The organism is Anaeromassilibacillus sp. Marseille-P3371, assembly GCF_900169665.1.
Classification (GTDB): Bacteria; Bacillota; Clostridia; order Oscillospirales; family Acutalibacteraceae; genus Anaeromassilibacillus.
This window is the reverse complement of sequence record NZ_LT835157.1, coordinates 1,507,462-1,521,397: the sequence shown is the minus strand read 5'-3', so window position 1 is coordinate 1,521,397 and position 13,936 is coordinate 1,507,462. Positions and strand designations below refer to the sequence as shown.

The 13,936-nt window shown below is 48.7% G+C and carries 11 protein-coding genes and 1 tRNA gene; 3 read left to right on the top strand and 9 right to left on the bottom strand.

The genetic code is table 11. From position 1 onward, the window contains the following. Positions 1-10 precede the first annotated feature (10 nt). The 5 genes from miaA to miaB all read right to left on the bottom strand — a co-directional run bounded on the left by miaA (position 11) and on the right by miaB (position 7,587). Complete coding sequence (gene miaA, locus B9Y59_RS05695; RefSeq protein WP_085532303.1) at positions 11-976, bottom strand: tRNA (adenosine(37)-N6)-dimethylallyltransferase MiaA; 966 nt, start codon at positions 974-976, stop codon at positions 11-13. 32 nt (positions 977-1,008) lie between these two features. Beyond that, positions 1,009-2,985 (bottom strand): DNA mismatch repair endonuclease MutL, encoded by a 1,977-nt coding sequence (mutL, locus tag B9Y59_RS05690; RefSeq protein WP_085532301.1) that lies wholly within the window; start codon positions 2,983-2,985, stop codon positions 1,009-1,011. 18 nt (positions 2,986-3,003) lie between these two features. After that, positions 3,004-5,613, bottom strand: coding sequence for a DNA mismatch repair protein MutS (gene mutS / locus B9Y59_RS05685; RefSeq protein ID WP_085532298.1), 2,610 nt, complete (start codon positions 5,611-5,613; stop codon positions 3,004-3,006). A gap of 104 nt (positions 5,614-5,717) precedes the next feature. Next, positions 5,718-6,122, bottom strand: a complete 405-nt coding sequence (locus B9Y59_RS05680; RefSeq protein ID WP_054323077.1) for a YlbF/YmcA family competence regulator — start codon at positions 6,120-6,122, stop codon at positions 5,718-5,720. Between the two features lie 73 nt (positions 6,123-6,195). Next, entirely contained in the window at positions 6,196-7,587 is a 1,392-nt protein-coding gene (gene miaB / locus B9Y59_RS05675; protein ID WP_242967263.1) for a tRNA (N6-isopentenyl adenosine(37)-C2)-methylthiotransferase MiaB, read from the bottom strand. 226 nt (positions 7,588-7,813) lie between these two features. Here miaB and B9Y59_RS05670 point away from each other — a divergent pair, with 226 nt between their 5' ends. Further along, complete coding sequence (locus B9Y59_RS05670) at positions 7,814-8,653, top strand: C39 family peptidase (RefSeq protein ID WP_054323078.1); 840 nt, start codon at positions 7,814-7,816, stop codon at positions 8,651-8,653. 51 nt (positions 8,654-8,704) lie between these two features. Here B9Y59_RS05670 and B9Y59_RS05665 read toward each other — a convergent pair whose 3' ends face one another. The 4 genes from B9Y59_RS05665 to B9Y59_RS05650 all read right to left on the bottom strand — a co-directional run bounded on the left by B9Y59_RS05665 (position 8,705) and on the right by B9Y59_RS05650 (position 12,725). Beyond that, on the bottom strand, positions 8,705-9,934 hold the full coding sequence (locus B9Y59_RS05665) for a DUF4097 family beta strand repeat-containing protein (protein ID WP_085532294.1): 1,230 nt from the start codon (positions 9,932-9,934) through the stop codon (positions 8,705-8,707). Beyond that, positions 9,931-10,302, bottom strand: coding sequence for a PadR family transcriptional regulator (locus tag B9Y59_RS05660; protein ID WP_085532291.1), 372 nt, complete (start codon positions 10,300-10,302; stop codon positions 9,931-9,933). The genes B9Y59_RS05665 and B9Y59_RS05660 overlap by 4 nt, the downstream gene beginning before the upstream one ends. Before the next feature lie 93 nt (positions 10,303-10,395). Further along, positions 10,396-11,358 carry a glycosyltransferase family 2 protein gene (locus tag B9Y59_RS05655; protein ID WP_085532289.1) on the bottom strand — a complete coding sequence of 321 codons (963 nt, stop codon included), beginning with the start codon at positions 11,356-11,358 and terminating at the stop codon, positions 10,396-10,398. Positions 11,359-11,465: 107 nt separating this feature from the next. Continuing rightward, positions 11,466-12,725 carry an HlyC/CorC family transporter gene (locus B9Y59_RS05650; RefSeq protein WP_085532287.1) on the bottom strand — a complete coding sequence of 420 codons (1,260 nt, stop codon included), beginning with the start codon at positions 12,723-12,725 and terminating at the stop codon, positions 11,466-11,468. Between the two features lie 525 nt (positions 12,726-13,250). On the opposite strand from B9Y59_RS05650, the gene B9Y59_RS05645 reads away from it, so the two are divergent. Next, positions 13,251-13,326: transfer RNA gene (locus B9Y59_RS05645), tRNA-Ala, on the top strand. Positions 13,327-13,595: 269 nt separating this feature from the next. Continuing rightward, positions 13,596-13,886 carry a hypothetical protein gene (locus tag B9Y59_RS05640; protein ID WP_242967262.1) on the top strand — a complete coding sequence of 97 codons (291 nt, stop codon included), beginning with the start codon at positions 13,596-13,598 and terminating at the stop codon, positions 13,884-13,886. Positions 13,887-13,936 lie beyond the last annotated feature (50 nt).

The following is a 13,936-nucleotide window of genomic DNA, read 5'->3' as shown; positions in this document are numbered from 1 at the left end:
GCGCTGGCGGTCAGTCTTTACACCGCCATATGTCCAAAATCGACTGTGCCGCCGAAACGAGCGCCAAGCTGTCGGGATATGCATCTACGTGTAACCAATGAATATTCTCCTCCCGGCGAAACCAGGTCAACTGCCGTTTGGCGTAGCGGCGTGTCTCTCGTTTGATGTTCTCCGCAACCTCCTCCCGGGAAATCTCCCCCTGAAAATAGGGCGCCCACTCCTTATAGCCGATCGCTTGTCGTGCCGTAGAAGCACGTTGCCCCAGTACCTGACGGGCCTCCTCCTCCAAACCATCTGCCATCATTTTATCAACCCGCGCATTGATCCTCGCATAGAGATTTTCCCGGTCGAGAAAGTCCAAACCGATCATACAGACATGATAAGGAGATGGTTTCGTGCGGGATCGCTCGATCTGCTGAGTCATGGTCGAACCTGTTGTATAATAGATCTCGAGTGCCCGAATCACCCTTCCCAGATTATTCGGATGGAGGCGCGCTGCCGATTCCGGATCTATCCGCCGTAGCTCGTCCATCAAGGCCTGCGTCCCTTCCTCTTCCGCACGCTTTTTGAGAGAGGCGCGCAGGGCGTCGTCGCGGTCTTCCTCTGTGAATTGCAAGTTTTGTAGGAAAGAACGGACATACAACCCGGTTCCTCCAGCCAGTATGGGAAGCTTTCCGCGCGCATGAATATCTGCTACACACTGTGCCGCCAGTTTCACATAATCCGCCACACTGAACGACGCCTGGGGGGCCACAAAGTCAATCAGATGATGCGGTACTCCACGCATCTCGTCCACCGTCGGCTTGGCTGTTCCGATCGACATTCCCATATAAATCTGCATAGAGTCCGCCGATACGACTTCCCCTTCACATCGAAGGGACAGCTCCACTGCCAGTCCACTTTTTCCAGATGCCGTAGGCCCCACCACAGCAGCCACAGGTATCTGTGCATCCACTTTTTCTGCTTTCGAGATCATTTCTATTATAACTCCATCTGGTAAAGAATTTGTCAAACCCGGCCGAATTGCTTTTCCAAATCGCGTTTTTTGAGTACAATCGAAACTGGGCGTCCATGCGGGCAGTAGCGAATCTGGGGATTTTGCTCCAACCGGTCCGCCAAGGCGAGCAATTCTTCCGGCCGGCTCTCATCCCCCGCTTTGACAGCCGCCCGGCAGGCGACATTGTGATAAAGCCAGTCGAGCCGCTCAGTCGTGAGGTCATTTTTACTATTCGCAAGGTAGCCGGCCATCTCCATCACGGCATCGGCCACCCCTTCACCCCCCAGAATCAAGGGGGCGCTGCGCACCAATATGGTACCTGCTCCAAAATCCTCCAGCTCAAATCCTGCCTGCTCATAGAGTCCCAATGCATTCAGAACCGCGGCGTATTCATTTTTTTCCAGAGTGACGGTTACAGGCTGCAATAACATCTGATGGGCGACAGTCCCCCGATTTGCCTTTAATTCCTCATACAGCATCCGTTCATGTGCCGCATGCTTATCAATCAAAATCAATTCATCCCCGCGTTCCAAAAGGATGTATGTTCCGAAAGCCTCTCCCACCAGCCGTGCAGGAAGGGGTTCTACCTTTTGCTTAGAAGTAGGCTCCTCAGCCGGAACCACCGGCTGTACAGGTTCCTGCGTTTTTTCCTCCTCTAACGCCTCCCCTTTTTCCTGCGAAGGCGTATTCAGAGCAGTAGTTTCTTCGTCTTCCGGTCCTGCAACATCCACAAAACGCATGTCTGCGCCAAAAGTACGTGTCAACCCTGAAGGAACGCCACTGTCGTTTACCGAAAGCCCTGGAAGCGGTTCCGCAGGTTGGATCTTCGGGGCAGGAACCGCCGGTTTAGGCGTATGGACCGCCTCTCGCACAAGCGGCTCCAGCGGTGTAGACGTTTGAGCCACCGGCTCAACCATCCGCAGAGGAAGCTGCTCTGCGGTACTTGTTTTCGGGAAGGGAGCAGGTGCTGGACGTTCTAGTTTCATCACATTTGGGCTATCCCATTGATTTAATGCGGTTTTAACGCCGTGATACACTGCATCAAAAATGGGACGCTCGTTCAAAAAACGCACCTCGATCTTCGCTGGATGCACATTGACATCCACGGACCCATAGGCCATGCGCAAATGCAAAACGCACGCCGGCACCTTCCCCACCATGAGGGACCCCTTAAAAGCCTCCTCCAAAGCTACCATCGCCGTCCTGCTCTTCACATAGCGGCCATTCAGAAAAAAGTGCTGCATGCTCCGATTGGGGCGAGCATTGGCAGGCTTACTGACAAATCCAGATACCTCTATCCCATTATAGTCATACTCTACAGGCATCAGTCCAGCTGTAAATTCTTTGCCGAATACCGCATAGATGGCAGACTTCAGTTTGCCGTCTCCCGGCGTATGCAGCGTCTCTTTCCCATCCCGTATAAAGCGCACAGAAACCTCCGGATGCGAAAGTGCAAGGCGATCCATTACGGCTGCAACCGCATTGGCCTCCGTTACATCTTTTTTTAGAAATTTCATGCGGGCGGGCGTGTTGTAAAAGAGATCGCGCACCACAAAAGTGGTTCCCTGTGCACACCCTGCATCTTCACAACGCTCTTCTTCTCCACCCGAGATCACATATCGTGTTCCGGCTAACTCATCCGCGGTGCGGGTGAGCAATTCCACCCGCGCCACCGCCGCGATGGACGCCAATGCTTCCCCCCGAAAACCAAGCGTAGCGATATTTTCCAAATCGTCCTGAACCTTTACTTTACTGGTCGCATGGCGCAGGAAAGCGACCGGCACATCCTCCCGCACGATTCCACTGCCGTTGTCGGTGACACGCATAAAAGTGGTGCCGCCGTTTTTGATTTCCACTGTCAAAATGGTGGCGCCAGCATCCACTGCATTTTCTACAAGTTCCTTAATCACAGAACTGGGACGCTCCACTACCTCGCCAGCAGCGATCAGCTCTGCCACGTGCTTGTCCAATACATTAATTTTGCCCATGCGGCACCTCCTTTATCTCTATTTCGCAAGCCTACAAAGTTCAAACAAGGTGTTCATGCACTCAATTGGCGTCAACGTATTGACATCCAACTGCCGCAAACGCCCCATCACTTCTGTTTCATTTGGTGGAATCAGGGCTAACTGCGCTTCTGCCTCTTCCTGGCGCTTTTTCCCACGCGCCTTTGGCATAGAAACCTGCTGTCCCTGTTCCAGCTCCGCTAAAATCTGTTTCGCGCGTGCGACCACCTTCTCCGGAACGCCTGCCAACTTTGCCACCTCAATTCCAAAGCTGTCATCCGCTCCGCCGCGCACGATTCGGCGCAAAAATGTGATGTCGTCCCCGCGCTTTTTAACCGCGATGTTGTAGTTTTTGACTCCCTCAATCAGCGATTCCAATTCGGTCAACTCGTGGTAATGTGTGGCAAAGAGGGTTTTTGCCCCCAGTGTCTTTTTGTCCGCAGCATACTCCAAAACTGCGCGCGCAATGCTCATCCCATCGTAGGTAGAAGTTCCCCGGCCGATCTCATCCAAAATCAACAGACTCCTGTCGGTCGCATTTTTTACAATATCCGCCACCTCGGTCATTTCGACCATGAAAGTAGATTGCCCAGAAGCCAGATCGTCCGATGCCCCCACACGCGTAAAAATGCTATCTACAATGCCAACTTCTGCATAGGAGGCCGGAACAAAACAACCAATCTGCGCCATTACTACAATCAGCGCAATCTGGCGCATATAGGTCGATTTACCCGCCATGTTTGGGCCTGTAATAATCGCTACACGGTTTTCCCCTTTATCCAACAGGACATCATTCGGCACAAAAGGCGCATCCAGCAACGCCTCCACCACCGGGTGACGGCTTTCCTTTAGCAGAATCTTTCCATTGAGGTCCACTACCGGACGTGTATATCCATTGTTCACAGACACCTGTGCAAAAGAGAGCAAAACATCCAAACGCGCAACTGCCCGTGCCGTCTTTTGAATACGGTTCAATTGAGCGGCAACCGTTTTACGGACCTCATCAAAAAGCTGGTGCTCCAGCTGAACCGAGCGGTCATGCGCGCCAAGAATCCGCCCTTCCAACTCCTTGAGTTCCGGCGTAATATAGCGCTCACAATTGGTCAAAGTCTGCTTGCGTATGTACTCCGGAGGGGCCTGATCCTTATATGCATTGGTGATCTCGATATAATAGCCAAACACACGGTTATAACCCACTTTCAGCTTTGGGATACCTGTGCGGTCGCGTTCCTTCGCTTCAATCTGAGCGATAATTCCCTTCCCGTCGCTCATATCCCCTTTGAGTTCATCCAACTCTGCACTATACCCTGGCTTTATGATCCCACCCTCTCGAATCGTAAATGGCGGTTCCTCGACAATTGCGCGATCAATCAGATCCAATACGTCGCCCAATGGGTCCAGATCCTGCTGGACTCCCACCAGCATCGCAGACGTTCTATCCATCAAGAGATGTTTCAATCCCGGAAGCTTGGCCGCAGTCGCGGCAAGCGAGCGCAATTCCCGCCCGTTGGCAGAGCCGTACACAATACGGGACATCAAGCGTTCCAAATCATAAATACCGGTAAGCTGCTCTGAAAGGTTATCCCGCAGAATTGCATCCCCAGAAAGCTCCTCTACTGCATTTAAGCGGCGGCTGATCTGCGCGGGGCTGAGAAGCGGCTGCTCAATCCAGGAACGAATCAGACGCTTCCCCATTGCCGTACGGGTTTTGTCCAATACCCAAAGCAAAGACCCTCGCTTTTCCTTGTTTCGCATGGTTTCGAGCAGTTCCAAATTCCGCCGGGCATTGAGATCCAAACGCATGAATTGGGCGCCGCTGTAGAGTTCTACCTCTGTCATGCGTTCCAAGCCTGTTCGTTGCGTTCGCTTCAAATAACGCAGTAGAGCGCCGATTGCCCGTACTACCAGCGGATTTTGCTCCAATCCTAACGCATCCAACGTCTCCTTTTGGAATTGCTCCAAAACAAGCGGTTCACATATTTCCTTCCCATATTCCGACACATCCAGCAACTCTAAGCTGGCAGACAGCCGTTCCTTGATAAAAGCCGGAAGCGCCTTGTATTCCAGTGTGTCTGGATTCACCAAAATCTCACGCGGCGAATAGCGGGAAAGTTCATTGAAGAGTTGTTCCTCCAAATCCTCGCCCGCCAGCGTGGTGGCATGTAACTCTCCGGTAGAAATATCCGCAAAACAAACTCCCGCCTGCGCCCCTTCTGCACAAAGCGAGCAAATAAAATTGTTGCGCGTCTCGTCCAGCATACTGCTCTCCAGTACGGTACCGGGCGTAATGACACGCACAATATCGCGTTTAACAAGCCCTTTTGCAAGTGCAGGGTCCTCCATCTGCTCACAGATGGCCACCTTATACCCCTTGGCAACCAGGCGCGCAATATAAGTCTCCGCACTGTGGAATGGAACGCCGCACATGGGAGCGCGCTCTTCCTGCCCGCAATCGCGCCCGGTGAGTGTCAACTCCAGTTCCCGGGACGCAAGCTTTGCGTCGTCGAAGAACATCTCATAAAAATCGCCCAGACGGAAAAACAGAAGCGTGTCGGGGTATTGCTCTTTTATTTGAAAATACTGCTGCATCATGGGGGATAAATTCGCCATGCTTGCGCCCTTCCTCCTTCACAAAAGAAACAATCCCCGCCGGGGTTCACCCGGCGGGAGCTTTGTCTCTTGGTTCAATTCAAGTCCTTCTGTCGCCGGCAGGATCAGTGGCATCCACCGCAAGCAGAACAATTCCCACCGCAGGACTCCACATAATCCGCTGTGTTTGGATCTTCTCCATCCGCACTCTGGCTAATAATCGCACTGATACGCTGCAAAAGATGATCCATCTCCTCCTTGGCGCGATTGTAAGCGGTCATATTCTCATTTTGCATAATGCGCGCATAAATATGGCGCATCTCGCCATTCAAGCGCCGTAATTTCTCATCATCGCGCGTGTCGCTCTGTGTCTCATTGCTGATCGCAATACGCTTGAGGTTAAACTCCCCAATCAGTTCCTGCAACTCTTCATCTTTATCGCACTGGGCGCTCACCGCGCGCATATTCAAATAACGCTCATCCTTCTGCAACTGACGGCCGATTTCTCTTGCTAGCTCAATCATATCCATGTTAAATCTCTCCTGTTTCTAAATATCAATCATTCATTTCTATCTAAAACGGTTTCAAAACCGATCGAACCCTCTATACAAGTTCCCCTCGCAAAATCCAATTGCGTGCAGCAGTTACCCGAACATCGGCAAACGACCCGATCAGCGACGGGGTCCCGGGAAAGTCCACTACAACATTGCCGTCCGTCCTGCCGGTCAACAGCCCTGTCTTTTCATTTTGTTCTTCTACCAAAACCCGCTGTATAGTTCCCACCGTGGCCGCGCAACGGCTTGCCGCAATCCGTTCCTGTTCCGCGCAGAGTTCTTGAAACCATCTGGTTTTTTCCTCAGCAGGAATAGGATCGTCCATTTTTGCAGCGCGTGTCCCGACGCGAGGAGAATAGATGAACGTATAAAGAGAGGTAAACTCCACCTGCCGAATCAGATCCACCGTGTCTTGGAACTCTGCATAGGTTTCCCCGGGGAACCCGACAATAATATCGGAGGTTAGCGATAGATCTGGGATCTGTTTCTTTGCATAGGCAATCAGATCCAAATATTTTTCCCGCGTATATCCGCGGTTCATCTCCCGCAGAACACGGTTGTTGCCAGACTGGAACGGAAGATGCAAATGATGGCTGATGTGCGTCCCTTGGGCAATGGTATCGATCAGCTCGTGCGTTGCATCCTTGGGATGGGATGTCATAAAACGAATGCGATAGTCCCCCTCCACAGCATCGAGCATACGCAACAACGCAGAGAAGTTAACCCCTTCCTCCCGATGCTTGCCGTAGGAATTTACATTCTGCCCCAACAGTGTAATGTCCTTATAGCCGGACCGAACCAGCCCGGTGAACTCTTCCAAGATCGCCTGGGGAGACCGGCTCCGCTCTCTTCCCCGCACATATGGAACAATGCAATAGGAACAGAAATTGTCACAGCCATACATCACTGTGCACCAAGCGCGGATATTCCCGTCGCGGTGGATGGGCAACCCTTCCACAATCTGCTGATCTTCACTGTCGTCGCCACGCTCAAAGATACGGCGCCCATCTGTCAACATCCGGAACATCAGTTCCGGGAAACGATGAATCACATGGGTGCCAAATACCAAATTCACATAAGGAAAGCTCTTTCGAATGCGCTCTGCCACATGCTCCTGCTCCATCATGCATCCACATAGGGCAATTAAAACAGACGGATGCCGGCGTTTGATATTTTTCAAAGCGCCCACATTTCCAAATACACGATCTTCGGCGTGTTCACGAATCGCACAAGTATTGAACAGAATAAAATCCGCTTCATTGACGTCGTCCGTAAAATCAAATCCCATCTGTTCCAACTGGCCTTTGATTTTTTCGCCGTCCGCCACATTTTGCTGGCAACCATAAGTGTGTACAAATGCCATTGGCTGGGGACCACGCGCACGGATTGCCATAATCTGTGCAACATCCTCTATATATTGTTTTTGGGAAAATTCTGCCAAAAGGTTAGCCCTCCCCATGTTGTATGGTTTTCGTGTCATTATACCATATTGTACATACTCTCGCAAGGTCTCTCTTGTTTTTACAAAAAATATGTTTTTATTCCGAAAAATTATAAAAGTCAAAAATAAACAAAAATGCTCTTGACGCAGGCCCCTACTCTCGTTATACTAAACCCATTATGCCAAAAAACGGCATAAAATTGAATGTAGAAATGGAGATCGAGAAATGAAAAAAACTGTAACTCTGGCGCTTTCCCTGCTGTTGGCTATGAATTTACTAACAGGATGCAGTACGGCAGGCGCGCCTGTGGGGACAGACCCATCCTCGAAGGATGCCAACCAGACCAGCTCTCAGAGCAGCATGGAAGCGGAGACTTCCACCGGGAACTTTACAGATGAAATGAAAATGGCTTATGCTGCCGACCTTTCGCCTGACGATGGAGCGGATTCCGTGGAACGGCAGGCGGATGTAAAGAATTCCCCCTATTTTACAAGCAATGACTATTATAACATGACCTCCACGGACACCTTAACCATTCTTCCAAAATTCCAAACGATCCAACAAACGTCGGAATGGAGCTGTGGCGTTACCAGTGCAATGATGGTCCTGAACTACTACGGAAAACTTGGCGATTGGAATGAAGCATCGCTGGCCGAACTACGTCGGGATAACACGCCCAGTGCTACTACATTGCGGCAGGCGATGGATATTTTTGATGGTGTTGGTGGATTTACATATACAACCACCTACGATTTCGAAGACTTGGAACAGATCGATTTGACCATGATCCAAGACTACCTCAAGGACGGCGTTCCGGTAATGATCGCGTGGAACGATTGGGGTGGACACTGGCAAGTAATCATCGGCTATGACACAATGGGGACAGAAACGCTCGCGGACGATGTCATCATTGTGGCAGATCCATACGATACAACCGACCATAACCAGGATGGCTATGGTGTTTACCCAGCGGAACGCTTTTTCTACAATTGGACCATGTATGATTTCTTTGAAAATGACCCCAACGATAAGTTGTTCCTTGCTGCAAAACCAGTAGAAGAATAAAGACAAAATAAAGCAGAAGCCGGTTTGAGAAAAAACTGGCTTCTGCTCTTTTTATGCGTTATTGGTATCAAAAGTGATCTGAATACGGCCCAGATCGGTGGTTACTTGTAACTTTTTGGTCCCTGTGGATTTATTCTCCAGGTTCTTTTTCCCAAGTCTCTGCTCCGTGATAATTTGGTAATCCTCCTGGTTTCCATAGATCGTTCCGGCAACTTCCCCATTTACGGTTTTTAGCTGAATATCCGGCGACTGCAGTCCTTCCAAAGAAATCGCACCATTGGTGGTTTCCGCCTGGATCGCCTGCGTTGCTTGAACAGCGTGCAGCGCAATGTGTCCATTCTTTGATTCAAGGTCCATCCCCTCGGAAGTACAGTCTTCCAAGTGGATGGCTCCGTTGCTTGTGCTAAGCTCAATCTGTTGATCGGCCTGTATCGCACGAAGGATTAATTTCCCGTTTCTCGTTTTTGTACATAGGTTCTCCACGCCTAGATGATCGAAGTCAATGGTTGCGTTTTGCGTTTCACAGGAAAATGACGTAAGTTGTTGTAAATCCTTTGCCTCAATTTTCCCATTGTCGATTTTTACATCAAGCCCTCCCAAGTAGGATGTAGGAAGCTGCACCAAAATACGATAGGTACCCTTTTTCCGCTCCTGCTCTCTCTGGTCCTTATTTTCCAAATGGATTGTACTTCCCTTTTGTCCCACGGTATAAAGTTGTGTGCCATCCGTCTCATAAAAAATCACGATCTCTTCTGTATCAGCAGCTTCAAAGGCGATGGATTTGTTTTCGGCTTCAATTTTCATCGCATCCACTTCCTGTACCGACGCACGGTATTCTTCCATATGCTTTCCAACGGTATCCTTCTTCGATGAAGTCTCTCTTTCATCTCCCTGCAGTATCTCTTCAGACATTGAAGAAAAAGATTCTGAATGTCCTGTTGAGGGTAAAACCTGCTCTGCTACGGAATTCGTCTGTAATTCTTGATAGGTCACTATTCCGAGCGCCGTCCACACGCCCAATACCACCAGAATCGCAACGACTACTCCTAATGCAATCCAAATCGGTTTTAAACTAGGACGCCGCTGTGGATTTTCAAGCAAGATTTTCTGTGCCAGTTGATTGACATCCCCTAGACTGGCAACAGCCTCTTCTTCTGACAACCCACTCTCCATTTTATCTTCTACGATTTCTTGATAAAATGCTACGATTGTATTCCGATCACAATCCGGAAGCGCTCGTAAAAGCTGGTACAGTTTTTGGAAATAGATCTCCTTTTTCACAGCATGGTTTCCTCCTTGTCCGTTTGATCTCCCGCATGATGATTCAGATTTTCACTTCCGTATACGGCCTTTTGAACAAAGGCATGAATTCGCTCCAATTCCTTCCATTCATCCCAAAAATCATATAGCCTTCTCTTTCCCTGTGCCGTTGTGCGATAGTATTTGCGAAGACGTCCATTGTGTGCAACGGAATAGGTTGTCAGATAGCCCCCTGCCTCCAAACGGCGCAAAATAGGGTACAAGGTCGATTCTGACATTTCCACACAAGCAGAGAGATCCTTCATAATCTGATAACCGTAGGAGTCCTCACGATCGATGACCGCCAGAACACAGACCTCCAACAATCCCTTTTTCAATTGTATGTCCAAACCGATACCTCCTATCAAATTATATTATATATTGCATAGTATTCGTTGTCAAGAAAAGGCTGTGTAGAAAACGTTTATCTACACAGCCCTATTTCATTTCGTCTTATACATCCAGGGAACCAAGTTCCATGTACGAATCCGGCGCTTGAGATTCTTTTCTGTACGCCGCCCAACTCTAAGCAGTTTATCGTACCCTAAAACCCGCAATATACCGCGCACCGCATTATACCCGTTGCCTTCGTGCAGCATTATATCCACGCCGTTCATCACAGCACGAGGAAGCAGCTCCTGTGTAAACAGAACTTCCAATTCAGGTTCTTGTTTAAAGCTGGTCTGCAACAAGAATTCGACCCGCTGAAGCGCCTCCACAGCCTGAAAAATATCTTTGCCGATGGGTTTCATTTTTCCACGTTTCAGCTCAAATACCGAATTTCGTTTTAAAAGCGTCGGAGACTGCACAATATTTTGCGCATGCAAGAGGCAAAGGAACAAAAATTCCTGTGCATATCCATACCGGCAGCCCTCTGTGAAACGCAACCCCTGCTCTCGCAGAAAATCTCGACGTAAGAGAACCGCTGAGAGGTCGATCTGTAGCGTTCCACGGATGACCTCCTTCATATATGCTACACCGGACTGCTGCTGAACAGCCTTGCTGAGTGAACGGCGCTCCGCCAAACGTGCATCCTCTTCACAGGAGCTTCCGAATACAAAATCCGCTCCTGTGCGTTCTGCGGTTTCAAAAAAGCCCTTCAGAAAATCGGCATATAATCTTCGCGCAAAAACAAAGGAAACATAGGTCCCGCTGGCCTTCTGAATACCGGTATTGAGAGCGGCCGCTACGTCACTGTCACCATTTTGAACTACAAAGCCATGTAGCCGTTCATTTTTAATGAGCTGCACACATTCCAAAGGCGTTCCATCGTCCGAACCCATATCCACCAAAATAAACTCCGTTTCTATTCCATTCGTCTGACGGACTACAGAGCGCAAAATCCCAGAAATCTCCTGTTCAACATTCCTCACCGGAAGAATGACAGAAAGGCTCATCGCTTGCATACACTCACCCCTTGCCCAAGCGAATCCGAACGCAGGTTTGCAAACCGAACGCTTTTTCTCAGTATAGCACAAATTCTCCAAGATAAAAGCGCTAATTGTCCCAAACTTTATTCATCCTCGGTCGTTTCTTCTGGTGAAACCATCGTCAATTGTGTCGCATGATGGGTTGTCGCCTTGGTGACCGTAATATGCCACCCTTCAAAGTCGAATGTATCTCCTACCGCTGGGATTTTTCCAAGCAGCTCCATTGCCCAGCCACCGACAGAGGACGACTCATAGTCGTCCGAATCGCCCAAGTCGAACTCCTCGAATAAATCGTGCAAATCCGCACTGCAATTGACCAAATACGTACGGTCATCAACCTGTTTAAAATAATCGATTACGACGTCATGCTCATCCCAAATATCACCCACCAACTCCTCGATGATGTCCTCCATGGTAACGAGCCCTTCTGTACCGCCGAACTCGTCGACTACAATGGCCATATGCGACTTTGATTTTTGTAGAGTACGCAACAAATCCGAGATCTTGACAGTCCGGCTGATATAAAGAACCTTTTTCATCACCTGTTTGATATCCGTAACGCCATTCTTTTGCGCACTGAAATAATCCTTTTCATGGACCATACCGATGATGTTGTCAATGGAATCCGAATAAACCGGCAGTCGGGAATACGTATTGTTCAGGAAAACATCCGAAATCTCCTGGAATGGGCATTCTTCATCAATGCCAACAATATCAACACGAGGGGTCAAAATATCGTCGGCTGTCAAATCATCGAACTCAATCGCCGAGCGGATCAGTTCTCCCTTTTCTTCGTCAATACCACCCTCGTTCTGTGCCTCATCGACGATGGTTTTGAGTTCCTCCTGCGTCATTCGATTGTCCGATTTCTTCTTAAATACCATACTGAGCAACTTTTTCCACTGGGAAAAAATGAAATTAATCGGCGTCAGGATGGTCATCAAAAGCTTCAAAAAGGGTGCACTAAAGCGTGCAAACGCCTCTGGGTGTTCTTTTGCCAAACTTTTCGGTGAGATCTCACCAAAAATCAAAACTACCACTGTCATAACCGCGGTGGACAGAGATACGCCAGCTTCCCCTAACATTCGTGTAAATAGAATCGTCGACAGGGACGCGCTTGCAATATTTACAATATTGTTGCCGATCAAAATTGTGGACAACATTTTATCATAATCCTCTGAAACAGCAAGCGTAAGCGCAGCACGGGAATCCCCTGACTCTGCCGCCGTTTTCATACGAATTCGGTTCAATGTAGTGAATGCTGTCTCCGATGCGGAAAAATAACCAGAAAATAACACACAGATAACAATTCCTATTACAATGCCAAAGTCGGCACCTACCATGGTTTTCTACTCCTCTTTTTCATAAAAATAAAATGATATTGGGACAATTTTATCAGATTCTTCTTCGATTTTCAAACCGCTAGTTTCTGCGCCTGGCCCGGAAAAAGCAGCTATTTTCGGTTGCAGGTAACCACATCGAGCGCTTTTATCGATTTGCTGCCTGCTTCGGTCTTTTTATAGGAAAACCTTTATCCGGTCGGAAAAATCATTCCATTTTCTTGAGATTCCAACAGGAATCTATGCCCTACTGTTTTTCACTCCGTTTATTTGAAAACTATCCCAATGGCTTGTCAAAAATTCGAATAGTTCCAGCGAGTCCAAAATATTTTTTGTCAAAACCTCTTGCATTGGGAATAAAAGTATGTTAATATAAAAAAGCTGTTTACGACAGTTGTCTGAAAATAGTATGGGGCATTAGTTCAGCTGGGAGAGTAAGCAACCAGATGTGTGCCTCTGCGATGGAGAGCAAAGTCAAAAAATTGAACAGCCTGGAAATCCAGCAGAATCGGGAGATTCTGGCAATATGGGGGTATAGCTCAGCTGGGAGAGCGCTTGAATGGCATTCAAGAGGTCAGCGGTTCGATCCCGCTTATCTCCACCAAAACAATGACTCACACAGGTTAAATGTGTGAGTCATTGTTTTATCCATACGAAAACACAGAGAGGGCCTGACATCCAATTCACTTCCCCTCCCCCGGAAAAGTCAATATAATTATCGAGGCGGAGATTCTACAGTAGAATCTCCGCTTTTTTGTTTGTTGTATATTAAAAGACGAAATATAAAAGAAATGTGGTAGAAGCTTTGACCGCCTGGTGATTCGGGTGCTGGCGCAATCCAAGAGGCGGCGCCCCAGAATTACGCTGATACTGATGACTCCATATTATCCAGTCCGCAAAGCGGTGAAGCTGCCGGAGGGATTTGACACCCTGTTTTATCCGCCAAATCTGCAAACCGTCCCCAATCGAGCTGCCATCATCCGCGCAAACCAATATATGGTGGAGTGCAGTAATTACCTGATCGCTTATGTATGGCATCCGGCAAGCAACGCCAGAGAACTGCTGGAGTATGCTGGGACAGGAACACGAAAAGGAAAAATCCATATCACAAATCTGGCTGATAAGCAAATCCATCTTCCAAAGAACATGGCTAGTGTGCTATAATAAAATAGTGAAAGTTTACCCATTTGGAACGTGTAATCAGAGGTCTTGCT